22 protein-coding genes are annotated in these 25543 nt (G+C 51.6%); 20 read left to right on the forward strand and 2 right to left on the reverse strand.

Features of this window, described 5'->3' with window-relative positions; all coding sequences use genetic code 11:
• The first annotated feature begins 22 nt into the window (after positions 1-22).
• Together AC6RNO_RS23225 and AC6RNO_RS23230 are read left to right on the forward strand one after the other, a co-directional pair.
• Entirely contained in the window at positions 23-2620 is a 2598-nt protein-coding gene (locus AC6RNO_RS23225; protein ID WP_497106928.1) for a winged helix-turn-helix domain-containing protein, read from the forward strand.
• 290 nt (positions 2621-2910) lie between these two features.
• Entirely contained in the window at positions 2911-3108 is a 198-nt protein-coding gene (locus AC6RNO_RS23230) for a cold shock domain-containing protein (protein ID WP_474684317.1), read from the forward strand.
• Positions 3109-3212: 104 nt separating this feature from the next.
• On the opposite strand, the gene AC6RNO_RS23235 is transcribed toward AC6RNO_RS23230, so the two are convergent.
• A complete protein-coding gene (locus tag AC6RNO_RS23235; protein ID WP_497106929.1) occupies positions 3213-3497 on the reverse strand; it encodes a hypothetical protein in 285 nt (94 codons plus the stop codon).
• 49 nt (positions 3498-3546) lie between these two features.
• Between AC6RNO_RS23235 and AC6RNO_RS23240 the strand changes: the two genes are divergently transcribed.
• The 18 genes from AC6RNO_RS23240 (at position 3547) to argH (ending at position 24154) form a co-directional block, all read left to right on the forward strand.
• The gene (locus tag AC6RNO_RS23240; protein WP_497106930.1) at positions 3547-3672 is read left to right on the forward strand and encodes a hypothetical protein; all 126 of its coding nucleotides are present in this window, start codon (positions 3547-3549) and stop codon (positions 3670-3672) included.
• 405 nt (positions 3673-4077) lie between these two features.
• Positions 4078-5307: a Kelch repeat-containing protein gene (locus AC6RNO_RS23245; RefSeq protein ID WP_497106931.1), complete on the forward strand. Its 1230-nt coding sequence runs from the start codon at positions 4078-4080 to the stop codon at positions 5305-5307.
• A gap of 237 nt (positions 5308-5544) precedes the next feature.
• Positions 5545-6090: a ribosome hibernation-promoting factor, HPF/YfiA family gene (gene hpf / locus AC6RNO_RS23250; RefSeq protein ID WP_474684315.1), complete on the forward strand. Its 546-nt coding sequence runs from the start codon at positions 5545-5547 to the stop codon at positions 6088-6090.
• Positions 6091-6210: 120 nt separating this feature from the next.
• Positions 6211-6810, forward strand: a complete 600-nt coding sequence (locus AC6RNO_RS23255) for a nucleotide exchange factor GrpE (RefSeq protein WP_497106932.1) — start codon at positions 6211-6213, stop codon at positions 6808-6810.
• Positions 6807-8681 carry an Hsp70 family protein gene (locus AC6RNO_RS23260; protein WP_497106933.1) on the forward strand — a complete coding sequence of 625 codons (1875 nt, stop codon included), beginning with the start codon at positions 6807-6809 and terminating at the stop codon, positions 8679-8681. Before AC6RNO_RS23255 ends, AC6RNO_RS23260 begins: the two co-directional genes overlap by 4 nt.
• A gap of 12 nt (positions 8682-8693) precedes the next feature.
• Positions 8694-9956, forward strand: a complete 1263-nt coding sequence (locus tag AC6RNO_RS23265) for a J domain-containing protein (RefSeq protein WP_488437826.1) — start codon at positions 8694-8696, stop codon at positions 9954-9956.
• A gap of 167 nt (positions 9957-10123) precedes the next feature.
• Positions 10124-10399 carry a hypothetical protein gene (locus AC6RNO_RS23270; RefSeq protein WP_474684311.1) on the forward strand — a complete coding sequence of 92 codons (276 nt, stop codon included), beginning with the start codon at positions 10124-10126 and terminating at the stop codon, positions 10397-10399.
• Positions 10393-10743 (forward strand): type II toxin-antitoxin system PemK/MazF family toxin, encoded by a 351-nt coding sequence (locus AC6RNO_RS23275; RefSeq protein ID WP_474684310.1) that lies wholly within the window; start codon positions 10393-10395, stop codon positions 10741-10743. The genes AC6RNO_RS23270 and AC6RNO_RS23275 overlap by 7 nt, the downstream gene beginning before the upstream one ends.
• Positions 10744-10907: 164 nt before the next feature.
• Positions 10908-13418 carry a preprotein translocase subunit SecA gene (secA, locus tag AC6RNO_RS23280; protein ID WP_474684309.1) on the forward strand — a complete coding sequence of 837 codons (2511 nt, stop codon included), beginning with the start codon at positions 10908-10910 and terminating at the stop codon, positions 13416-13418.
• 50 nt (positions 13419-13468) lie between these two features.
• A protein-coding gene (gene prfB, locus AC6RNO_RS23285; protein WP_474684308.1) for a peptide chain release factor 2 occupies positions 13469-14585 on the forward strand; the annotation gives its coding sequence in 2 pieces (ribosomal slippage) (positions 13469-13540 and positions 13542-14585; 1116 coding nt in all).
• Between the two features lie 229 nt (positions 14586-14814).
• The gene (locus AC6RNO_RS23290; RefSeq protein ID WP_497106954.1) at positions 14815-15633 is read left to right on the forward strand and encodes a YitT family protein; all 819 of its coding nucleotides are present in this window, start codon (positions 14815-14817) and stop codon (positions 15631-15633) included.
• A gap of 273 nt (positions 15634-15906) precedes the next feature.
• Entirely contained in the window at positions 15907-16956 is a 1050-nt protein-coding gene (gene argC / locus AC6RNO_RS23295) for an N-acetyl-gamma-glutamyl-phosphate reductase (protein ID WP_497106934.1), read from the forward strand.
• Positions 16957-17013: 57 nt separating this feature from the next.
• On the forward strand, positions 17014-18246 hold the full coding sequence (gene argJ, locus AC6RNO_RS23300) for a bifunctional glutamate N-acetyltransferase/amino-acid acetyltransferase ArgJ (RefSeq protein ID WP_488437828.1): 1233 nt from the start codon (positions 17014-17016) through the stop codon (positions 18244-18246).
• Positions 18247-18333: 87 nt separating this feature from the next.
• Complete coding sequence (gene argB, locus AC6RNO_RS23305) at positions 18334-19104, forward strand: acetylglutamate kinase (RefSeq protein WP_497106955.1); 771 nt, start codon at positions 18334-18336, stop codon at positions 19102-19104.
• 64 nt (positions 19105-19168) lie between these two features.
• Complete coding sequence (argD, locus tag AC6RNO_RS23310; RefSeq protein ID WP_497106935.1) at positions 19169-20362, forward strand: acetylornithine transaminase; 1194 nt, start codon at positions 19169-19171, stop codon at positions 20360-20362.
• Between the two features lie 26 nt (positions 20363-20388).
• A complete protein-coding gene (gene argF / locus AC6RNO_RS23315) occupies positions 20389-21345 on the forward strand; it encodes an ornithine carbamoyltransferase (RefSeq protein WP_474684304.1) in 957 nt (318 codons plus the stop codon).
• 21 nt (positions 21346-21366) lie between these two features.
• Complete coding sequence (locus AC6RNO_RS23320; protein ID WP_497106936.1) at positions 21367-22605, forward strand: argininosuccinate synthase; 1239 nt, start codon at positions 21367-21369, stop codon at positions 22603-22605.
• 133 nt (positions 22606-22738) lie between these two features.
• A complete protein-coding gene (gene argH / locus AC6RNO_RS23325) occupies positions 22739-24154 on the forward strand; it encodes an argininosuccinate lyase (RefSeq protein WP_488437831.1) in 1416 nt (471 codons plus the stop codon).
• 505 nt (positions 24155-24659) lie between these two features.
• Here the strand turns inward: argH and AC6RNO_RS23330 are convergent.
• Positions 24660-25541 (reverse strand): DUF4097 family beta strand repeat-containing protein, encoded by an 882-nt coding sequence (locus tag AC6RNO_RS23330; RefSeq protein WP_488437832.1) that lies wholly within the window; start codon positions 25539-25541, stop codon positions 24660-24662.
• Between the last annotated feature and the right edge of the window lie 2 nt (positions 25542-25543).

Below are 25543 nucleotides of genomic sequence, written 5' to 3' on the forward strand. Positions count from 1 at the left end.
TAGATTGGAGCTGCCCGTGAATATGACACAATCTGAACAAAAGCCGAGTCCTTTTGCAAACAACCTTCTACTGAAAACAAAACTGTATGTCCCGTACAACATGTCCAACACGATTTCCAGAACGCGGCTGCTCAACCTGCTGGACAAAGCGCTGCAAGCCAAAGTGATTTTTGTATCCGCTCCTTCCGGTTTCGGTAAAACAACGCTTGTGCTCGATTGGGTGCGCAAGCAGGATGTTCAGACAGGGTGGCTTTCCCTGGCCGAAGAAGATAATGATTTGACGCGTTTCTGGACTTATGTTATTGCCGCTATAGATTGTGTCATTCCGGGATTTATGCAGGCTAATGAACAGATATCCTATTCCTTTCAACCTTCCGACTATGAAACCGGGGTTACGATGCTGATTAACGAGCTGTTTCGTGTGGAGTCCACCCTCATTCTATGCCTCGACGATTTCCACGTTATTTCGGACAAAACAATACTTTCATCCCTTTCCTATTTTATCGAATATTTGCCCCCCAATGTTCATCTAATTGTGGCTAGCCGCAAAGAACCGCCGTTTCCTGTGGCGAAATTGCGTAGCCTCGGACATTTGCTTCTGTTAAAAGCGAATGATCTGCGCTTCGACGTTCAGGAAGGAATGGATTTCTACCGGCAAAGCGCGGAACTGGAACTGTCGAACGAGGAAATCGAATTGTTTGTGCAGCGCACCGAGGGCTGGATTACCGCCATGAAGCTGATCGGCTTGTCCTTGCATGGCTCAGGGAATGCCTCCGTGCTGCTTCGTGATTTGCGGGGCGATTTTCGCTTGCTGGAGCAGTATTTGCTGGAAGAGGTATTCTCGCAGCAAAGCGCGCAACTGCAAGCCTTTATGCTGGATTGCTCAATACTCGGCAGGATGAACGCTTCCTTGTGCGAAGCGTTAACCGGGCATCCGAACGGCCAGGAACTGCTGGATTTTCTGGAACATTCCGGGCTGTTTCTGGTTCCTTTGGACGAGCATCGGAATTGGTATCGGTTCCATCATCTTTTTGCCGACTTTTTGCTGCAGCGGCTTCGCAAGACAAATAAGGGCAGATTAAAAGAACTGCATTATGCAGCCGGACGGTGGTGCGCCGACCATGAGTGGCGCGAAGAAGCTGTGGATTATTTTTTGCGGGAACAGTTTTTTGAAGAGGCTGTACGTGTACTGGAGGAAATGAAATCCGGCATGGGCTTTGTCAGCAAAAACATCCTTCGTTCATGGTTCGAAATATTTCCGGAAGAAGTGTTGTGGAAATACCCTTTCCTATATTTTTCCTATGCGTATGCGGTGCGTTCGGATTCCAAGCTGGCCGAGCATCTGCTTACAAGAGCGGAAAAAACGTTTGAGGCCAATTCGCACCAATGGACCGAGCGGGAACGCGATAATTTTCAAGGCGCTCTCTATTTCGTCCGCGGGGTAAAGGCCGGGCAATTCGATGCGGATATCGAGCAGGCTGTAAAATATTTTACACTTTCCAAACAGTTTACCTCCCCGATTTCGCAAATGATTTTTTACCAGCTGCCGGTCTCTCATACTTTGGTTAAAGGCGAAGGCGGAGAGGCGCCCGGGCAGTTGACCAAGGAAAACCTTCTACCGTTCATGAACGATATGATCGCCTTTACCGAAGAGGCTGGAATGTCGGGTTCTTCTTATATTGTGTTGAGCGAGTTTTTTTATGAGTGGAACGACCTCGAACAGGCCGAAGCCTACGTCGAGGGCGGCTTGTCCCGGGCCGATGTCCAAAGTCCGATCTCCCATGAAATTCTGATTCCCGGGTGGTTGGTGCTATCGCGCATCAAGAAAGCGCAGGGACATCGACAGTTGGCCAAGGAAACGCTGCTCCATGCAAAACGCAGCATTATCGATTGGGGAGTTCCTTTTGCAGCGATTTATTTTGATACGGACTTGGCCAGACTGGCGCTGGAAGACGGGGATATGAGCGTGGCGGAGGCTTGGCGGGCGAAGTATCGCCTCAGCATCAACGACCTTGTGCCCGCCAATAAGCTATATGAATATAAATTTTTGGTTCGCGTTCTGATGGCGCAGGGCAAATTGCAGGAAGCGCTGCAGCTTTGTGAGAAGCTTATCGCGCTCTGTAAGCGGTCCAGACGGCGTATGGAGTCCGGTGAAGTGTACATTTTGCAAGCTCTGCTATATCGGCGGCTGGGCGAGCCGGAACAAGCACTGAGGAAGCTGGCAAGCGCCTTGGCGATCACGGAGCCGGAACAATTCGTGCGCGGTTATGTGGATGAAGGCGCGGCAATGGCCGGGCTTCTTTCGTCGCTCATTCAATCGTGGGCCAAGCAAACGATGTGCGAAGGGGTCTCCCTGGGCTACATCCGAAGCATTCTGGCTTATATCGGGCCTGTCCATGGGGGCGGAGAACCGGCTACTCTGCTGGCGAATTTGCTGACCAAGCGGGAGCGAGACATTTTTAACCTTATAGTCCAAGGATTGACGAACAAAGAGATTGCGGAGCAGCTATATATCGGAGCGGCGACCGTAAAAACGCATGTGAATAACATTTACGGCAAGCTTGGTTTGAAAAACCGCACTGAAGCCATCCTGCGCAGCCGTGAATTTCAAGGGTGTTAAGGATTTCGGGCATGGGGGAATACACTGAATTGTCGTAATTTTGTGCACAAATTATCCCAAACACCCGCTGATACTGTGCATAACTTATATTTGAGCCTGTGGATAATGTGTATAATCTTGTGAATAACTAATGAAACCAAGCTTTCACGACAAATTTCGATGTTAAGGAAATGTGAATACGCGAATTTTCTAAAAATTTCGTACATATAAATTGACATGTCAAGCTATCGAGTGGTATATTCGTTAAGTAAGGGCTTACATTTATTTGAAAATGAAGGGATTGTGCTGCAATGCAAGGTAAAGTTAAATGGTTTAACGCAGAAAAAGGCTATGGCTTCATTGAACGCGAAGACGGTGGAGACGTATTCGTACATTTCTCCGCTATCCAATCCGATGGGTTCAAAACTTTAGAAGAAGGTCAATCCGTAGAGTTTGATATCGTAGAAGGCGCACGCGGCCCGCAAGCAGCAAACGTGACGAAACTTTAATCATCCGGCTGAGAGAGCCGCTTGAATACAAACGGAAATGAAGCCCTGTGGTTGAATGGGGCTGACTGCAAAAAAGGCTGAGGATAAAATCCTCAGCCTTTTTTCTATAGCGGAATAACTAGCATACTATGCTTGTTTTCAATTTCTTGAAGGTGCTTTACAGGATCTTTTCTGAAACTCTCTACAATTTTTATAATGGGTAAGTCGATGTCTCGGTAGTGGGTAACCTTCAGCCGCTTGAGGATTTGGGACATTTCTTTACGGATGGACTTGTTGAGGCTCTTCGGATGACCGCTATTCATGTTTTTGGCAACGAGTATGGTGCCGCTAAAAACTTCTCGCCTCACATAAAGTGTCTCATTTCCTTTTTCGGGTTGCACGCTGTCCATGGAAAGCATAGGACCACCATGTTGCAACTTCTTGTAAGATGGCACGGATATGTCGATCGATACTGGCACCGAGCAAAGCAAGATAGCGCTCATAAAGTATTTGAACATTACGATCGGTCGTTTTGACGCCGCGGCGATTCAGTTCATCGGCAATTTCTTATCATATGCTGTTTAAACCGAAGTTCTCTTACAAGGCAAAGCACATCGAATCCGTAGAGTGTAGCAATTTTTTTTTCGAACAGTAGGGGCTCGAACTATTTTTGATTCACAATGTGGACAGTTGGACATTTCGTGACGAAAGTATATGTTTTTTTCAGGAATAATCTATTTTTAGGACGCATAAAGAAACCCCTGTTCATCTAAGAATGATTTTTCATTACTTTGATAAACAGAGGCCAAAAGCCTTCGTTGCACGCTTATTCCGCTGCAGCTTTTTTTTGCTTTCACATGAAAAATTTTAAATATTTGGTTGTTTGATTTAAAAAAATAAAATTTTCAAAATATTCCACCATATGTTTAGACAAGATTTTATAATAAATGTATGATTATGATCGAATAAGTAAATAAAGGAGAGATTGTATTGAAAAAACTTGTTTCGATTATTCTGTTAACTATGATGATTTTCCTAGTAGCTCCTATTTCCTCTGTATTTGCTTCTGAACAGACTTGGGTTGAGCAAAAGGAAATGACCAATCCAAGGACAGGGTCAATGGTCGTTCAAGTAAATGGATTAATATACTCAATAGGTGGTGCAAATGGATCTACTGCATACTCAGATGTACAGGTATACGATCCAACTAAAAATACATGGTCTATAAAGACAAGTATGTCGAAAGCCCGAGGTTATGCAGTTAAAGCAGTTATAAATAATAAAATATATATAATGGGTGGATATACGGGAAATTTACAATCATGGAGTGGTGGAGAAGCACTTAGCACAGTTGAAGTCTATGACCCTACTACTGACACTTGGACAAAGAAAGCAGACATGCCTTTTGTATTAGGTGCAGCAGCCTCCGCTGTGTATAATGATAAAATTTATATTTTTGGTGGTTATGGGAATACATATACTTCGATTGACACAGTAGCTGTGTATGATCCTGTCTCTGAGACTTGGACATATAAGTCTAAAATGCCATTGGTAAACACCGGAGCAGCTGCAGTTGTAGTAAGTGATAGTGTTTACTTAGTCGGTGGAAAAAATAATCAAGCTAGTGCCATTTACTCTATTATGCAAAAGTATGATCCAATAAATGATAAATGGAGTACACAATCTTATATGCCTACTCCTAGAAGCGCTCTTAGTGCGGAGGTTTATGCAGGGAAAATATATGCAATAGGCGGAGCAAATGCTTCAGGAGTAGTAAATACAGTTGAGGCATATAATTTAGAGACAAATACTTGGTCAACAGAACCAAGTGTGGTTAATGCAAGATATCTTCATGGATCAGCAAATATAAACGGGAATTTTTACGTTATTGGTGGAAGTACCACATCTCTTTCAGCCACAGGTGGCGTGGAAAAACTCACAGTTTCTGATGGACAAGTGCCTCCAAGCAATGATAACAGAAGAGCTATTCTAACAATCACACTAGACACTGGTCTTGAAAAAGAGTTCGATCTATCCATGAAAGAAGTAAATGCTTTCATTTCTTGGTTTGAAGCTAAATCCGCTGGAACAGGCACAGCATCTTATGCGATTAATAAGCATGATAACAACAAGGGGCCTTTCAGTAGCAGGAAAGATTATGTGATTTTTAATAAGATTTTGACTTATGAAGTTAGCGAATACACGGTTACGACTCCGTAAAAGAATATGCTATTAATCGATAAAGCCCTCTTTCCAAAAGGATTGAGGGCTTTTTTGCACTTGAAAAGTTTCCTTCCCGCAAACGCCGAATCAGCATGACTCGGCGTTTTTGGTCGGTTCCCTGATGTCTCTCATCTGAGTAATATTTTGTATAAAAATAAAACAAGAACGAAATATGAAGGAATTTTAAAGATGGGCTGGAATGTAGTATAATGTAGTAGAAGGGAGAGATGCACAATGAATTTTAGCATTCGTGGACAAAACCTTGAAGTAACTGATGCCCTCAGGGACTACGTCGAGAAGAAATTGAGAAGGCTAGAAAGGTATTTTGAAGCTCCCCTTACCTCCGATGTGTATGTGACTTTAAGCGTTCTGAAAGGTTATCAGGCGGTTGAAGTGACGATCCCGCTTTCAGGCGTGCTGCTGCGGGCAGAGGAACGGAATAACGATATGTACGCATCGATTGATCTGGTTGTAGACAAACTGGAACGTCAAATTCGCAAGCACAAGACGAAAGCCAACCGGCAAATTCGCCAGGAAGGTGGTAAGCGGGATTTGTTTAAAGTCGATACGTCATCGGCTTATGTGGACGAAGAAGACGATTTTGAACTGGTTCGCAACAAGCGCTTCACGCTGAAACCGATGGATGTCGAGGAAGCCATCCTGCAGATGAACATGGTGGGCCACAGCTTCTTTGTATTTTCCAACATGGATACGGATCAAGTGAATGTGGTGTATAAGCGCAACGACGGCAAATACGGCTTAATCGAGCCAGCCCAATAATTGAACTCATACCATACAAATATGAATTGAAGCTTGGTTTGGCCGCGGCCGGACCAGGCTTTTTTCCATTAGTCAAGATGGTATAATGAAGGCATTATGTGTATAGAGGAGAATCAGGAAATGAGCTGGAAGTTTTGGAATAGGAAGCAGGAAGATCCGCTAATGGAAAACCTCCATACCCGGGTAACTGAGTTGGGTGACCAATTGAATAAGCTGACTCGCTTGCAATATAAAACGAGCCAGGATGTCCTGGGGAAAGTGGAGCGATTGTCCGAAAATGTGGATGGACTGCTAGGCCGGCAATCCTCTTACGAGCAGGCCCAGTCTGTCATCAATCAATTCGAGCATAAGGAGCAAGGAACTATCGGATCGCTGATCAGCTGGTTAGATGAACTGGATTACGCGATTGCTCAACTGCAGGATAGGGAACAGTCGGCGTGGGAGCAACTGCTGATTAGCTGGGCGGATCAAATCACCGCGGTTCTCGCGACGTTAGGCGTTAATGAAATCAATGTGCGTGGACGGAGCTTTGATCCCCGGCATGCAGAATCGTTACAGACCGTACCCGTGGCCGAATTGATCCAGAGAGCCAAAGATCAGGTCAGACAGTATGTGGCTTACGAAGTTGTTGAAGTCATTAAGCGGGGTTATCTTCATGCGGATGGCCGTTTGCTGCGCAAGGCTCAAGTAATAACGGTGAGAGAGGGAGATACGCAATGACAGAACCTAATACCAATAACGGATTTCGCCCTATTGTAGGAATCGACCTGGGGACAACAAATTCAGCTATTGCTTACATACGCAATGGAAAACCGGAGCTCATCCCTTCCGATCGCGGAGAGTTCATCATTCCTTCGGTTGTGATGATAGATTTGTCAGGGAAAGTGGTCGTCGGCAAGGATGCCCGCGATGCGCTCGTCGCTATGCCTCATCGTACGATCGCTGCTGTGAAAAGAAAGATGGGCGAGAGCGAACGTATTCCTTTGGCAGGCAGGGAGCTGCTGCCGCAAGAGATTTCCGCTTTGATTCTTAAAGAGCTTAAGGGCTTTGCCGATGCTCTGTATGGAGACGGAGAAAAAGAAGCCGTCATAACGGTTCCCGCTTATTTTACGGATGAACAGCGGAGGGCGACGAAGGAGGCCGGTGAATTAGCCGGATTTGTGGTAGAGCGGATTATTAACGAACCAACGGCCGCCGCACTGGCTTACGGACTGCAAAATCTGAATGAGGACTGCCACATTCTCGTGTACGACTTGGGTGGCGGGACGTTCGATGTCTCGGTCGTGGAGATGATGAGCGGCATTCTCGAGGTGAAAGCTTCTGCGGGCAATCGCCACCTTGGCGGCGAGGACTTTGATTGGCGGCTTGTGGATTGGTTCGCGGAACAAATGATCGCTCAGCACGGTGTAGATCCTCGATTCGATATTCGCGCCAAAGCGCTTTTGAAACAGGAAGCGGAGAAGGTGAAGATGGAGTTGTCCGCGCAGTCCGAATCGAACGTGGAGCTCCCGTTGGTCACGATCAAGGAAAACAAGCCAATAGGCTTGTTCGTCCGAGTTCGACGTGAACAATTGGAAAGCCTCATTGAGGATTTGCTGTCCGAAACGTTAGACAGCGTCCGCAAAGTCGTAGCCGATGCAGGGTTGTCCGGGAAGGATATTGACCACGTACTGCTGGTAGGCGGTTCTACCCGGATACCTCGGGTGCATCAGCTGATTGCCGACTACTTTGGGAAAAAGCCGCGCGCTGACGTGAATCCCGATGAAGCCGTAGCGTTAGGAGCTGCCGTTCAGGCTGGGCTCAAGTCCGGGGCCTTGTCAAGCAGCGGACTTATTGCTACCGATGTCGCCCCGTTCTCGATGGGAGTTGCAGCGTTAAAAGAGGGCAAGCTGGGGAGGATGAAGCCCGGCGGATTCGTGCCCATCATTCCCCGCAATACGACGATTCCCGTGACGAGGTCGGAGAGGTTTTATACGGCTGCCCCTGGCCAAACCGCTGTGTCCATTGAGATTTATCAGGGTGAACACGAATGGGTGAAACATAACCATCCTTTGGGAGACTACCTCATGGAAGGTATTCCGGAGAACCGGAATGCGAATGAAGAAATTGAAGTAACATTCCGATACAATTTGAACGGTATTCTCGAAGTATCTTCCAAATGCGTCAGCACAGGGAAAGCAATGACTGTTTCCGTGCAGGACGCTTTGCAGCGCGATTCTCAGGCCGCCTATGAAGAGAGCTTGTCTAAACTGGAGAGCCTCTGGAGTGCAACGGTTGAAGACGTCGCGGACTCAGAACCAGAGGTCGATGAAGACGACGAAGATTGGGATCTGCTTGATTTGATGGCGGACAGTGAGTTGGATGAGGAAGTAGACGAATATGAAACCGTCTCTCCTTCCGAGCTCCGCAATCAGGCTGTCACGTTGAGGGATCGTGCAGCAGCCTTGCAGTTGAAACTTGATGAGCCGGGCCGTGCGGCAGCTCAGGAGATCGTTGCTGCTCTCGAACAAGCCTTGCAAGATGATAATGCCGAACGTTTGGAGCAAGCTGTAGATCAAGCAACAGACGCTCTTATTGATTTGGAAATGTAGGAGGAATCACGTATGGAAGCAACCAAGCGGCCTGCGCGGAAGAAAGCGAAGGCGAAAACGAAAATTGAAAACTACTACAAAATTCTTGGAATTCGCGCCAATGCAACTCAAGCTTCAATCAAAAAGGCTTATATCGAGAAGGTTAAAGCTTTTCCTCCGGAAACGCACCCGGAACAGTTTCAACAAATTCGCGGAGCCTATGAGACTCTGAAAGACCCCATCAAACGTAAAGAATATGACTTGCTTCGCAAGTATGGGGACAATCTGGAGAATATTGTAGACGAAGCGATGGAAAAGATGGAATCGGAGCGCTGGGACGAAGCGGTTGAACTATTCCGACAGGCGCAGCGAATATCGCCGGATAATTTGTCCGTATGCCTGGGGCTGGGGGAAGCCTCTCTTATGAAAGGGGACGAGGTGACTTTCCAACATCAGTTTAGTCTGGGACGCGACCTGGCTTCGACTGATGAAGAGAAGGCGATTGTAGCCTCGCTGAAGGGAAAGCTTCTTCTGGAAGAGGATAGGGCGCAAGAGGCGCTTGAGGAGCTTCTGGAAGCGAAAGAAGCGTATCCTGAACAAATTGATATTTTAAGAAGAAATATATTACTCTCTTACGTGAATTTGGATCGGGCTGAGGAAGCATGGCTGCTCGCAGAAGCGGCTATTCCTGACGAACAATCTCAAACACCGGAGGATTTGCTGAAATTTATCGATTGGATCAACTCGATGATGGAGGCGGAAAAATGGAATTTATGGGGCAAGGTTCAGACACGCGTAAAGAGATTCCTTAAATCCGTTCAAGAGGAAGAAGACCGAGTGTATGTATCTGCCTCACTATTGATGGAATTTCTAAGCTTCTACGACGTCAACCGCTTTCGTGAAGCGGAAATATACGCCGATTTAGCCTGTTATTTTGAGCCGCAGCAGCCTGAGATTCGGGAAGCCCGCCGCGATGTTCAGGAGTTGGCGAAAGTAAAGAAGGAAGTCGAACGCATGCAAGAAGATATGGATTTATTTCCGCTGGTTGCACTGTATGCGATCGAATGGTTTTATGAGGGCTTGAGGGATTTTGATACGCTGGACGAAATAAGAGCACAACTGTCGCAGGGGCAGCTGGCTCAAATGAAGACGATGAAAGAAGAGTTTGCCGCGGGCATCCTCAGGGCTAAGAAGAAATATCCGGCGGTTTTTAAGCGATTTGAGGGAAATTGGACGGAGATGTATGAAGAAGCGGTATCCGGTTTGAACCGGGAAGCGAGAAGAAGATTGAGGTAAGCAGGCGAGCCGGTACGGATGAAGGACTTTACAACACTGTCAGTGTGAAGTGAAGTCCGGTCTGATCGGCTTTTTCTCTTTTTGAGCCAAAAAGCATTTTAAAAACAACATAAAACATATACAATAATATTATGCAATAATATTGTGCAATAAGAGGAGTGATTTAAGTGCAGACTTCCAAACCTAAAAATGTAACTTTTACGCTGCCGCCTGAATTGGTGGAGAAATATAAGTTTTTTGTTAAAGAGAATGTTATACCGTCTGTAAATGCCGGAGTTAAAGAGGCGCTTGAACAATATTCTAAAAAAATTGAAAAAGAGATGTTGAAAGCGGAAATGTCCCAGGCATCGAAAGATCCTTTGTTTATGAAGGATTTGCAAGAAAGCATGAAAGCCTTTGAGTCTGCAGATGATGAAGCGGCGAAGGGGACTGCTGAATGGTAAGCTATCAATGGGGAATTTTCTGGGCGGATTTAAATCCGACTCAAGGGTCAGAACAAGCCGGCAGAAGACCTGTACTTGTCATTTCGGTGGAAGAAGTGAATCAGGCATTGCCGATTGTAACGGTTATTTCATTAACGTCTGTAAAACCTGGCAGGAACATATATCCCATTGAAGTTTATTTAAAAGAAGAAGAAACGGGTCTGCCTAAAGATTCAATCGCTATGGCGCACCAGATAAGAGCAATAAGTAAAGAACGATTAGGTATGAAATGCGGTAATATTGAGTCGGATGAAACAAAGGCAAAAATTAAAGAAGTAATAAAGAGATATTTAGATCTGGAGTAAGCATACATGCGATAATGTTGAGAAGTTCCTGATGAATGCTTTCGACGCTTCCAAAAAATAATAAGAAATAGGAATTAAAACCAAATTCGCATTGCATTTGTTGCGGCAGGACCGCCAAACTGGTACAATTTAAGGATACGAATGCAAGGGAAAGGGGTTCACCGATGCTAGGACTTGTGAAGAAGATTTTTGGTGATTCCAATGAACGGGAAATTAAAAGGATGCTGAAAGCCGTTGACCATATCAACGGGCTGGAAGCAACGATTGAACCGCTGTCGGACGAAGAGCTGAAAGGCAAGACGGCAGAGTTCAGAAACAGATTGGAACAAGGCGAAGAGCTTGACGATTTGCTGCCGGAAGCTTTTGCGGTAGTGAGAGAAGCCGCGAAGCGTGTTCTCGGCAAACGGCATTACGACGTTCAGCTCATCGGCGGTATGGTGCTTCATGAAGGCCGTATCGCGGAAATGAGAACGGGCGAAGGGAAGACGCTCGTCGGGACGCTTCCTGTTTATTTGAACGCTTTGCTGGGCAAAGGCGTACATGTGGTAACGGTCAATGATTACTTGGCGCAGCGGGACAGCGCCGAGATGGGTCAAATATATACGTTCCTCGGCCTGACGGTTGGGGTCAATCTGCACAGTTTGTCGCACGAAGAGAAGCAGGCGGCATACGCTTGCGACATCACGTACGGCACGAACAACGAATACGGCTTTGATTACCTGCGCGACAACATGGTGCTGTACAAAGAGCAAATGGTGCAGCGTCCGCTGTATTTTGCCGTTATTGACGAAGTGGACTCCATTTTGGTCGACGAGGCGAGAACGCCGCTGATCATTTCCGGACAAGCTGCCAAATCGACGGATCTTTACTACGCGGCGGACCGTTTCGTAGCGAAGCTCAAGGAAGAAGAAGACTACACCATCGATATCAAGGTGCGCTCCGTAGCGCTGACCGAAGAAGGCGTAGCGAAGGCCGAGCGTGCTTTTGGCATCGAGAACTTGTTCGATCATCAGAACGTCACGATCAACCACCATGTGACGCAAGCCCTCAAGGCCCGCTTTATTATGAGGCGCGATGTGGATTACGTGGTGCAGGACGACGAAGTCATGATCGTCGACGAGTTCACGGGCCGGATCATGACGGGCCGCCGTTACAGCGACGGGCTGCATCAAGCGATTGAGGCCAAGGAACAACTGCAAGTGCAAAATGAGAGCATGACGCTGGCGACCATCACTTTCCAGAACTATTTCCGTATGTACCGGAAGCTTGCGGGCATGACGGGTACGGCCAAAACGGAAGAGGAAGAGCTGAAAAAGATTTACGGCCTGGAAGTTATTGTTGTTCCGACGAACCGTCCGATGATTCGAAAAGACTTGCCGGATATCGTGTACAAATCGGAAACCGGCAAATTCAAGGCTGTCGTGGAAGAGATCACGGAACGCCACAAAAAGAATCAGCCGGTGCTGGTCGGTACGGTATCCATCGAAAATTCCGAGCGTCTGTCCGATATGCTGAAGAAAAAAGGCGTTCAGCATAAAGTGCTGAATGCGAAATACCATGCGGAAGAGGCGGAAATCGTAGCGCGCGCGGGACAACCCGGGTCTGTTACGATTGCGACGAACATGGCCGGCCGCGGTACGGACATTATGCTGGGCGACGGTGTGCACGATGCGGGCGGACTGCATATTATAGGTACGGAGCGTCACGAAAGCAGACGGATCGACAACCAACTGCGCGGCCGCGCCGGACGTCAGGGCGATCCGGGTTCTTCCCAATTCTACCTCTCGCTGGAAGACGAGTTGATGAAGCGTTTTGGCGCCGAGAACATCATGGCGATGATGGATCGTCTTGGCATGGAAGAAGATCAACCGATCGAAAGCAGGCTGATCACGCGTGCCGTCGAATCCGCGCAGAAGCGCGTAGAGGGCAACAACTTCGACGTGCGTAAAGTCGTACTCCAGTATGACGACGTTATGAATCAGCAGCGCGAAATTATTTATAAGCAGCGCAGAGAGCTGCTGGAATCCGAAAACATCCGCGAAGTTGTCGAGAGCATGATCAATTCGGTTATCGAGCGCGTGGTCAAAGCGCATTGTCCGGAAGATCAAATTCCCGAAGAGTGGGAAATCCACGAAGTGGCGAATTTCGTCAATAACAACCTGCTGACGGAAGGTCAAGTGGCGGATGAGGATATCTGGGGCAAGGAACAAGAGGAAATTATCGAGCATATCCAAGGGCTCGTCAAAGCCCGTTACGATGAGCGTGAGCAGGAAATCGGCGGCGAATTCATGCGCGAATTCGAGAAGGTCGTAGCGCTTCGCGCGGTGGACAGCAAATGGATGGATCACATCGATGCGATGGATCAGCTTCGCCAAGGTATCCATCTGCGTGCATACGGCGGTACGGACCCGCTGCGCGAGTACCAGTTTGAAGGCTTCGAGATGTTCCAGGAAATGATTGAGAACATTCAGGAAGAAGTCGCTAAGTACATCATGAAGGCGCACGTGCAAAGCAATCTGGAGCGCCAGGCGGTAGCCGAAGGCCAGGCCGTCGATCCGAAGAACGAAGCGGCCGGCAAAAAGCCGCTGGTCCGCGACGATCGCATTGGACGCAACGACCCGTGCCCTTGCGGCAGCGGCAAGAAATTCAAGCAATGCCACGGTCAGGGCAGCTAATAGGCAAAGCTGCTGTGCCGGCGGCAAGTAGAATAAAAGAGGTGTAAGACATGCTGGAACCAGAAGTGAAACAGGATTTAAGGGAAACGGCAAAGCGACTAACTGAATTACGGGGGTCTCTTTGACTTAGATCATAAGCTCGAAGCGATCGGAGATTTTGAGGAAAAGATGGCTGCGCCGGATTTCTGGGACGATAACGAAAAGGCCCAGAAGACGATCGGCGAACTCAACGCGATCAAGGGCGTTGTGGAGCAGTTCCAGGCGTTTTCCGGCGAGTACGACGACCTGCTGGTGCTGGTCGAGCTCGAGGAGGAGGAAAGCGACGACGGTCTGGCCGCGGAGATTGGCGGCGGCATCGCGGCTCTGGTTAAGAAGCTCGAAGCGTTCGAGCTTCAACTGCTGCTCAGTCAGCCGTATGACCGGCTGAATGCGATTCTGGAGCTGCACCCCGGCGCAGGGGGCACCGAGTCGCAGGACTGGGCGGAGATGCTGCTGCGCATGTACCGCCGTTGGGCGGAGAAGCGCGACTTCAAAGTCGAGGTGCTCGACTACCTGCCCGGCGACGAGGCCGGCGTGAAGAGCGTCACGCTAATGATCAAAGGCTTCAACGCCTACGGCTACCTGAAGGCGGAGAAAGGCGTGCATCGGCTCGTACGCATTTCGCCGTTCGATGCCTCAGGACGCCGCCACACGTCGTTCGTGTCGTGCGACGTTATGCCGGAGATCGAGGACGATGCGGAGATCGAGATCCGCACCGAGGATCTCAAAATCGATACGTACCGGGCCAGCGGAGCGGGCGGTCAGCATATTAATACGACCGATTCCGCCGTGCGGATTACGCACATACCGACCGGTGTTGTGGTGAGCTGCCAACAGGAGCGCTCCCAGATCAAGAACCGCGAAAAGGCGATGAAAATGCTGCGCTCCAAGCTCTACGAGAAGAAAATCGAAGAGCAGGAGAAGCATCTCGCGGAAATTCGCGGAGAGCAGTCCGATATTGCATGGGGCAGCCAGATTCGGTCTTACGTGTTCCATCCTTACAGTATGGTCAAGGATCACCGCACTTCTGCGGAGACGGGCAACGTCGGCGCTGTCATGGACGGCGACCTGGACACGTTCATCGACGCTTACCTGCGTCTTCAAATCCGCAAGGATCCGAACGATTAAGATACGAGTATTGGGCCAATCGAAGCGCCGGACGGCATCACGCGCATACAACAAGCGTCCAAGAAAAATCCTACACCTGAGACGGTGTAGGATTTTTCTTGCGTGCGCGTCGGGCGCATCGTTTTGGAAGCATAGCCGTCCACGATTTTGACCGAAAATTTAAAGGAGGCGCTGCAGAGTGCCGAGAAGAAAACAACGGCTCCGGGTCGGCAGCCCCGCACATACGGCAATGGAATACACGCTGCTGGTGATTGGGTCTTTGGTGATGGCAGCCAGTTTTAACGCTTTTTTAAACCCGAATCAAATTGCGTCCGGCGGCGTATCCGGCGTCTCGACTATTGTGCAGCATTTGACCGGGATCAGCCCGGCCCTTACGCAGTGGGGGCTCAACATTCCGTTGTTTTTCCTGGGCTTGTGGCTGCTGGGTGGCCAATTCGGCATGAAAGCCGCGGTAGGTTCTGTCGTATATCCGCTGTGCGTTTTGCTGACGAGCCATATCGGAACGCCGACCCATAACACGCTGCTTGCCAGCCTGTACGGCGGGATGGGGATTGGCCTCGGGCTCGGCATCGTGTTCCGCGGGCGCGGATCGACGGGCGGTTTTGGCCTGGCGGCTCAGATTTTGCATAAATATACGGGGCTGAGTCTGGGGTTTTCCGTAGCCGTTCTGGACGGGCTGGTCATTTTGTCGGCGGGCTTCGTATTTACACCGGAAAATGCGCTTTTTGCGCTGATCGGCCTGTTTGTGTCAACGAAAACGATCGACGTCGTGCAGCTCGGTTTTAACTATTCGAAGGTAGCTTTTATTATTTCCGAGCATACGGATGCCATCCGGCAGGCGATTTTGTACGAGCTGGACCGCGGACTAACGGAGCTTAACGGCGCCGGGGGATTTACGGGAGCTTCGCGGACCGTTCTCATGGTCGTGGTGAATCAGAACGAGGTCAGCCGTCTGAAGACGCTTGTGCGCTCGGTGGACGAGCAGGCTTTTGTCATTTTGAGCGAAACGCATGAAGTGTTGGGGGAAGGGTTCAAGCGGCACGCCTGACCGTTCGGACAATACAAGATAAGCGTGGTTAATGCAGTTCGGATAAGCAATAGTTGCTCTTTGGGCGGGGATTCTGGGATAATGGAAAAGGGACTGTCCGCGGGTGAAAACAGACTGAATAATCGGCTGTAGAAGCACCGGAAACCTTCGCCGGTCCCATGGGGAAAAAACGCTTTAAAGCGCATGAAATCTGGAAAAAATGCATTGAATTATTATGTATGCGACTGTATAATAATACATATCTTTTTAGGGACGTTGGGGAGGAATGAAACAATGGGCAACGAACTGAGAGCGGCGATTATTGGGGCGACAGGCTACGGCGGCGCCGAGTTGATCCGGCTTTTGCAGGCGCATCCGTATATTACGGTAGCTTCGGTCGTCTCGACATCGAATGCGGGCGTGCCGATCGCGGACGGGTTCCCGCATTTGAACGAAATTTGCACGGACATTTTGGATGAATTGAACGTGGAGCTTATTGCCGGAAAAGCGGATCTCGTATTCCTGGCGACTCCAGCGGGCGTAAGTGCGGAGCTTACTCCAAAGCTGCTTGCGGCGGGACTCAAGGTGGTTGACATTTCCGGGGATCTTCGTCTGAAGTCGGCGGCTGACTACGAAAAATGGTATAAGCACCCTGCTGCGCCTGCCGCTGAGCTGGAACGGGCGGTATACGGCTTGTCCGAAGTGTTCGGCGATGAAGTGAAGGGCGTCGATCTCGTTTCCAATCCGGGCTGCTACCCGACGGCTACGCTGCTCGGTCTGATCCCTGCGGTGAAAGCGGGCTGGATCGACCCAGCGACGATCATTATCGATGCCAAATCCGGCGTCTCCGGCGCAGGTCGCGGCGTCAGTCTCGGGGTTCATTATTCCGAGCTGAACGAGAACCTGAGCGCATATAAAGTGAACAAGCATCAGCATATTCCGGAAATCGAGCAGGCGCTGAGCCGCATTGCCGGCAAACCGGTCGTGACGACGTTCACGACGCACCTGGTCCCGATGACGCGCGGCATTATGTCGACGATGTATGCGTCCGTGCTTGGCGACCGTTCCGAGGCTGATTTCATCGAGCTTTACCGCGAGTTTTATCAAGGACGCAGGTTCGTCCGCATTCGCAGCAATGGCAAAATGCCGTCCACCAAAGAAGTGTTCGGCTCGAACTACTGCGACATCGGGTTTGCGTTGGATGCGCGTACGGGGCGCGTCACGATTTGCTCCGTTATCGACAACGTGGTCAAAGGCGCGGCAGGGCAAGCGATTCAAAATGTGAACATCATGATGGGCTGGGACGAAACGACGGGATTGTTGTTTTCTCCGGTATATCCATAAATTCGCAAGCAGATCAAGAGTTAATCAAGCCTCTGGAGGGACAGGTGAAGGACGGAAATGTCGGTACATGAGCAAGGAAAGTTTATCGTATTGCCGGAAGGCTCGATCACGACGCCGAAAGGTTTTCGCGCAGGCGGGCTGCACTGCGGTCTGAAAAAAACGGAGCGCCACGATCTCGGCGCAATCGTGTGTGAGGTGCCGGCGTCAGCGGCGGGCGTATACACGCTGAACGCGTTCCAGGCGGCACCGCTGCGCGTGACGCAGGAGAGCATCGCCCAAGGCGGCAAGCTGCAGGCGATGGTCGTCAACAGCGGCAACGCCAACGCGTGCACCGGCCAGCAGGGCGAGGACGACGCGCGCGCGATGCGCGCCGCCGCTGCGAAGGCGCTTGGCGTGGCGGAGCATCACGTCGGCGTGACGAGCACCGGCGTCATCGGCGAGCTGCTGCCGATGGGCAAAGTGCTCGGCGGCATCGAGCAGCTGCCGCAGCGCGTGAAAGCGGACGGAGGCGACGACTTCTGCCAGGCGATCCTGACGACGGATCTCGTGCAGAAGATGACGTGCGTCCGCCTGACGGTCGGCGGCAAGGAAGTTCACATTGCCGGAGCGGCCAAAGGTTCGGGGATGATTCACCCGAACATGGCGACGATGCTCGGTTTTATCACGACCGACGCGAACATTGAGAGCGAGCACCTTCAGCTGCTGCTGAACCGGATCACGGACAACACGTTCAACATGATTACGGTGGACGGCGATACGAGCACCAACGACATGGTCGTGGTGATGGCGAGCGGGCTGGCCGGCGGGGATGCGCTGCATCCGGGCCATCCCGATTGGGAAGCGTTCGCGGCCGGACTGCAATACGTCGGCGAGTATCTCGCCAAGGCGATTGCCCGCGACGGCGAGGGCGCGACGAAGCTGATCGAGGTGAACGTGATCGGGGCGGCGTCCGACAACGCGGCGCGCGCGATCGCGAAATCGATCATCGGCTCGAGCCTCGTGAAGTCGGCGGTTTACGGCGCGGACGCCAACTGGGGCCGCATTATCGCGGCTGTCGGCTATTCGGGCCAGCCGGTAAATGTCGATACCGTCGATATTCGCCTGGGCGACATTGTCGTGCTGGAGCAGTCGCGTCCCGTGAAGTTCGACGAGGAGCAGGCGCTGGCGTATTTGAAAACGGACACGATTCACATCCATGTGAATTTGCATATGGGCAGCGGCAAGGCGACAGGCTGGGGCTGCGATTTGACTTACGATTACGTGCGGATTAATGCGGCCTACCGGACGTAACGATCCGGGAGCGGAGATCGGATGTAAGAGTTTGTAAGCTAAAGGGGTAAAGGGGAAGCGGAATCGGTGAAGAACAATTGCTTTGTGATGAAATGCGGCGGAAGCACGTTGGCTGCTTTGCCTGAGAGCTTTTTTGAGGATATGCGGCACCTTCAGGACGAAGGCATCGTGACCGTCATCGTACACGGCGGCGGGCCAGCGATTTCGGATACGCTGGCGAAGCTGGGCATCGAGACGGAATTCGTGAACGGCCTTCGCCGTACGACCGAAGCGGTGCTGGATGTCGTGGAGATGGTGCTCTCCGGCCAGATCAACAAGGAAATCGTACGCCGCATTCAACTGGCGGGCGCTTCGGCGCTCGGCCTGTCAGGCGTGGACGGACATTTGATTGAGGCGCAGCCGGTCAGCAACGCGGGCGAGGTCGGACTGGTCGGCGATGTGACGAAGGTGAATGCGGAGCTCATTCAGAACATCGTGCAGATGGGCTACATTCCGGTGATTGCGCCTGTAGGGCTTGGAGAGGACGGCGGGCAGCGCTACAACATCAACGCGGATACGGCCGCTGGCGCGGTCGCTTCGCATCTCGGCGTCGAGCGGATGATTGTGGTGACGGATGTGCCCGGCATCATGAAGACGGTGGACGGCGAGAAGCGGGTGCTGCCTGTCGTCACCGTTGCGGAGATCGAAGACATGATCGCCAGCGGCGAAATCTACGGAGGCATGATTCCGAAGGTTCGCGCAGCGATTCAGTGCATACACGGCAAAGTGAAGGAAGTCGTCATCGTCAACGGCTCCGAGCCGAACGTGCTGAGCAAGACGCTCAAAGACGGCAGCATCGGGACGCGGATCGTAAGATAAGCTTGAAGCAGCGGGGCCGACTCCGGCCGATACATTTTATAAGCATGCCAAAGGAGGGTTTAACATGGGTGAAGCAGGAAAAAGCTCGCTCTTTCCGACATATGCCAGATATCCGATCACATTGGTCAAAGGCGAAGGAAGCCGTCTGTGGGACGATACGGGCAAAGAATATATCGATTTGATGAGCGGAATAGCGGTGACGAATCTCGGACACGCGCCTCAGGCCGTCAAGGAAAAACTGATCGAGCAGCTCGATCAATTGTGGCATGTCAGCAATTTGTTCCACATCCCGAATCAGGAGAAGCTGGCGACGCTGCTTACGGACAACAGCTGCGCGGATGCGGTGTTCTTCTGTTCCACGGGAGCGGAGGCGAATGAAGCGGCGATCAAGCTCGCCCGCCGGTATTCGCAGAAGGTGCTGCAGAACGGCAAATACGAAATCATTACGTTCAACATGTCGTTCCACGGCCGGACGCTTGCTACTTTGACCGCTACGGGGCAGGATAAAGTGAAGGAAGGCTTTTTGCCGCTTCCGCAGGGCTTCGTGTACGCCCCTTACAACGATATCGAGGCTGTCCGCAGCCTTGTGAACGATAATACGTGCGCGATTATGCTGGAGATGGTGCAGGGCGAAGGCGGCGTATTGCCTGCCGATCCCGCTTTCGTTAAGCAAATCGCGGAGCTGTGCGAGCAGCGCGGCCTGCTGCTGATCGTGGATGAAATCCAGACCGGCATCGGGCGGACGGGCAAGCTTTTCGCTTACGAGCATTACGGCATTGAGCCGGACATTTTCACGTTGGCCAAAGGGCTCGGCGGGGGCTTTCCGATCGGCGCGATGCTGGGCAAGGCGAAGCTCGCCGAGGCGTTCGGCCCCGGCAGCCATGGCTCCACGTTCGGCGGAACGCCGATTGCAACGGCAGCGGCGATCGCTTCCGTAGAGGCGATACTGGACGGCAAGCTGCCTGAACGGGCGGCTGAACTCGGCGAATACACGGTCAAAAAGCTGCAAACGAGCCTCGCCGATAATCCGCTTGTGGCGAAGGTGCGGGGCATCGGCCTGTTGATCGGCATTGAATGCACGCAGCCTACAGGCGAGATCATTAGCGAAATTCACAAGCAGGGCGTGCTGGTCATTCCGGCGGGGCCGAATGTGATTCGTCTGGTGCCGAGCTTGACGATTCCGCAGGAGGATCTGGACCGCGGCCTGGACATTATCTGCTCCGTGCTCGCCGGGAAGGCGACTGCCGCGATTCAGTAATTTTAACAGCAGAGAGGTAGGATGAAATGAGCGGTATTGTAAAGGAAGAAATGGCGGCCCAACTGAAGGGCCGGGATTTTCTTGCTCTGACTGACTATACAACGGAAGAGATCGAATATTTGATCGACCTGGCGATTGACCTGAAGCGCAAGCAAAAAGCGGGAGAGCCGCACAAGCTGTTGGCGGGCAAAACGCTGGGGATGATTTTCGAAAAATCCTCGACCCGTACGCGGGTTTCGTTTGAGGTGGGGATGTACCAGCTGGGGGGGCAGGCGCTCTTTTTGAGCAGGAACGATCTTCAGCTCGGACGCGGGGAGACGGTCTGGGATACGGCGCAAACGTTGTCGCGCTACCTTGACGGCATCATGATCCGCACTTACGAGCACCGCAAGGTGATCGATTTGGCCAGAGGGGCGACGGTGCCGGTTATCAACGGACTGACGGATCACGCACACCCCTGCCAGGTGCTTGCCGATTACCAGACAGCGCTGGAGAAAAAAGGCAAGCTGCGCGGCTTGAAAGTCGCTTATATCGGCGACGGCAACAACATGGTGCACTCCCTCATGATCGGAGCGTCCAAGCTGGGCATGCATTTTGCCGTGGCGACGCCGGAAGGCTATGAGCCCGACGCCGAAGTCATTCAAACGGCCAAAGAGAACGCAGCGCAAACGGGAGGCAGTCTGCTTGTGACGCGCGAGTCCCGCGAAGCGGTGGAAAATGCCGATATCGTCTATACGGACGTATGGGCGAGCATGGGCTTTGAAGCAGAGCAAAAAGAGCGGGAAATCGCCTTTAAAAACTATCAGGTGAACGAAGCGCTCGTCCAATATGCCAAGCCGGATTACTTGTTCATGCACTGTCTGCCTGCGCACCGCGGCGAAGAAGTCAGCGAAGGCGTGATCGACGGCGTACATTCGGTTGTTTTTGACGAGGCGGAGAACCGTCTTCATGCGCAAAAGGCTATCATGGCCGCAATTATGTAACGAAACGGAGAGATTTTATTCATGGCTAAGGAAAAAATCGTGCTTGCCTATTCCGGCGGGCTGGACACTTCGGTCATTTTGAAATGGCTAAAAGAAACTTACGATGCGGAAATCATCGCTTTTACGGCGGATATCGGACAAAAGGAAGAGCTGGACGGTCTGGAGGAAAAAGCGCTGAAAACCGGCGCATCCAAAATCTACATCGACGACCTTCAGGACGAGTTCGCCAAAGATTTCATCTTCCCGATGTTCCAGGCGGGCGCTCTGTATGAAGGGCAGTACCTGCTCGGCACGAGCATCGCGCGCCCGCTGATCGCCAAGCGCATGGTCGAGATCGCCCGCGCGGAAGGCGCTACGGCGATTGCCCACGGCGCAACCGGTAAAGGCAACGACCAGGTGCGCTTCGAGCTTACGGCAGCGGCGCTTGCGCCTGAGCTATCCGTGATCGCCCCTTGGCGCCTCGAAGAATTCCGCGAGCAGTTCCCGGGCCGTGCAGAAATGATCGCTTATGCCGAGAAGCACGGCATTCCGGTTACCGCTTCGGCGGCAAAGCCGTACTCGACGGACCGCAACCTGCTGCACATCTCCTTCGAGAGCGGCATGCTGGAAGATCCTTGGTTCGATGCGGCTGCGGATTCCAACAAGGACATGTACGTGCTGAGCGTCGCTCCTGAGGATGCTCCGGATCAGGCTGAGTATTTGGAGCTTGATTTTGAAAAAGGCGAGTGCGTAGGCTTGAACGGCGCGAAATTGTCGCCTCTGCAAGTGATGCAAGCTTTGAACGAAATCGGCGGCAAGCATGGCATTGGCCGTGTCGATATGGTAGAGAACCGCTTCGTCGGCATGAAGAGCCGCGGCGTGTATGAGACTCCGGGCGGCACGATCCTGTTCACCGCTCACCGCAAAATGGAGTCGCTGACGATGGACCGCGATGTGATGCATCTGCGCGATTCGCTGATCTCGAAGTACGCGACGCTCGTCTACAACGGTTTCTGGTTCGCACCGGAGCGTCTGGCGATCCAGGCGCTGGTGGAAGAGAGCCAGAAAAACGTAACCGGTACGGTGCGCTTGAAGCTGTACAAAGGCAATGTCATCGGAGCAGGCGTAAAAAGCCCTGTATCTTTGTACAACCCGGACATCGCCACGATGGAAGCGGACCCTTCCAAAGCCTACGACCAAGGCGACGCAGCCGGATTTATCCGCTTGAATGCGCTGCGTTTGAAAGTGTCTTCCGGCGTGCAGCAAAAGTCGACAAAATAATATCATAGAGCGCATCATATAGGCTTTCCTGTCTGCGGGCGGAAAGCCTTTGGGCTATAGCGTGCGGCGGCTCCCCGGTTTGCGGGGGGCGCTTGCAGTGGTACGGTGGCCATACGAGAGGAGAGTATTCCCTGTGTCAAAGCTTTGGGGTGGACGTTTTACGAAACAAACCGACCAATTGGTCGAAGAATATACGGCTTCCATTACATTCGATAAAGAGCTGGCCGAAGAAGACATTCAAGGCAGCCTTGCGCATGTGACGATGCTGGGCAAGTGCGGCATTTTGCCTGCCGACGATGTGGAGAAAATCAAGGACGGACTTCACGCGGTACAGGGCATGATCCGCCGCGGCGAATTGGAATATACGGTTCAGAACGAAGATATTCACATGAATATCGAAAAGACGCTGATCGACCTGATCGGCCCGGTCGGCGGTAAGCTGCACACCGGCCGCAGCCGCAACGACCAGGTGGCGACCGACATGCATCTCTACCTGCGCAAGCGCGTGGTCGAGTTCGTCGGCCTGCTGATCAAGCTGCAGGAGGCTTTGCTTGGTCAGGCGAAGAACAATCTCGATACGATTGTTCCCGGTTATACGCATCTGCAGCGCGCGCAGCCGATTTTGTTTGCGCATCACATGATGGCTTACGTCAGCATGTTCCAGCGCGACCTTGAGCGCTTGCAGGACAGCTACAAGCGCATCAACACGCTGCCGCTCGGCGCCGGTGCGCTCGCCGGCACGACGTTCGCGATCGACCGCCATTTTGTAGCGGCCGAGCTCGGGTTTGACCGCGTGTACGAGAACAGCCTGGATGCGGTCAGCGACCGCGACTTCATCCTGGAATTCCTCTCGCACGCGTCGATGATTATGATGCACCTTTCCCGCCTTTGCGAGGAAATGGTGCTCTGGTCCAGCACCGAGTTCGCGTTTGTCGAACTCGACGACGCTTTTTGCACCGGCAGCTCGATCATGCCACAGAAAAAAAATCCGGACGTCGCCGAGCTCGTCCGCGGCAAAACCGGCCGCGTCTACGGCAACCTGTTCGGTCTGATGACCGTGCTCAAGGCGCTGCCGCTGGCTTACAACAAAGACATGCAGGAAGACAAAGAGGGCATGTTCGATACGGTTCGCACGCTGCAAGGCGCGCTGCAGTTGTTCGCACCGATGGTGTCCACGATGAAGGTGAACAAAGAGCGGATGCGGCAAGCGGTGAACCAGGACTTTTCCAATGCGACCGATATCGCGGATTACCTCGTGAACAAAGGGCTTCCGTTCCGTCAGGCACATGAAGTCATCGGCAAAACGGTGCTCTACTGCATCCAGAACAAAAAGTATTTGCTGGATATGAGCATCGAAGAATTCAAAAGCTTCTCCAGCCTGTTCGAAGCTGACATTTATAAGGTGCTTCAGCCTGAACAGGTTGTGAACGCCCGCAACGTCTTTGGCGGAACGGCCAGCAACCAGGTATCCGCCGCCATCGGCCGCGCGGAAGAAGTGCTGAAGCAGTCGAACGAGTGGTTCCAGACGTATTTGGAAAAAAGTAGATAAGCTGCCGATCCGATCCGGCACAAAAAAGGGCGTCCCAAAAATCAATTTATGATTTTTCATGCCCTGCTATACCTTGAAAAAAAGGACCTCAATTCCCCGCTTGGTAGTGGGATTTGAGGTCCTTTTGCTTGATTTTGGGCTGTTCCCGTGGTTGCGAGCATTTATGGGACAGCCCTGTTTTGTTTTTGCCGCTAAAGAAGGCGCGCTAGCGGCCCGGCCAGGTGGTAGCTGGCAGGTGGGTAGCTGACAGGTGGCAGCGCAGGCGGCCCGAAAAACCTGCGAAAGTGCAGGTTTTTTCGATAAAAGTGGCTCGTTTCGGCGAAAAGCCTGCAATTGTACAGGAATTTTGGCTGAAAGTGGCTCTGAGCTCGTGTATGAGCTGAAAAACCTGCATTTTTGCAGGAATGTTTCGCTGCTAGTGTAACAACGTGCAAAAACCTGCACTCTTGCAGGTTTTTGTACGCAGCACTGCCAATGAGCACCGCCAGTGAGCGCCTTTTTCCGTCTAGTATTTTTCGACCTTGATCGATCCGGTACTAGTTTGCGCAAGCACTTTTTTATTGCCGTCGCCAATCGTGCCCGTTATGGCGTTGCGATTGTTCTCCGATACGTCGACTCCCGGCACATCCAGGGTGACTTTGCCGACATCCGAAGAGAGGTCGAACTTGACGGAGGGCGGAACGGAGCCTAATTGAAGTTTGACAGATCCGGTATCCGTTCTAATATTAACGTTATCCCCGACTTCCCTCAGCTTTGTTTCAATACTCCCCGTGTTCGTCCGCAACCGCACGTTCCCTTGACCGTCGCCTACCGTAATCCGGCCCGTGTCGCTTCTCAGTTCGAGATCGTTGCCTTCGAACCGGTCGAGAGCTATGGCGCCGGTGTCGGATTTGACGACCAGTTGTTCGGCTTTGACATTTTTTAGCTGAATGGCGCCGGTATTCGATTTCACATTAATGGATTTGAACATTTTGTCGGGAATCATGACTTCCGTTTTTAGGCGGTTTTCGTGATTGGCAATCAAATTTTTTAATTCGTCGATATCAATGCCGATGTGAAACTTGTTCTTCTTATGGCATACGTTGACCGTCCAGGTGCTGGAATCTTCCGTCGCGTCAATGGTGCAGTCTTTGGCAAGAGTTTCGCTGGCGGTTCCGACCAACCGTACTTTAATCTCATCGGTATTTGAAGGAATAAAGGTGACGCCCCCATAGACGGTGTTGATGTTAAGAGCATCGATGCCGGCGGCGTTGATTTTCTGATCGACATCGACATTTATGATGCCGGAGTTGAAATCGGTCTCCTTGAACGCGATCGCCGTCCCCGTCAAGCCAACGGCCAGGCAGACAAAGCCGAGCAGCATAAAAAATTTCATTCCAAGCTTCATGA

Source organism: Paenibacillus sp. sgz302190, from assembly GCF_059820445.1.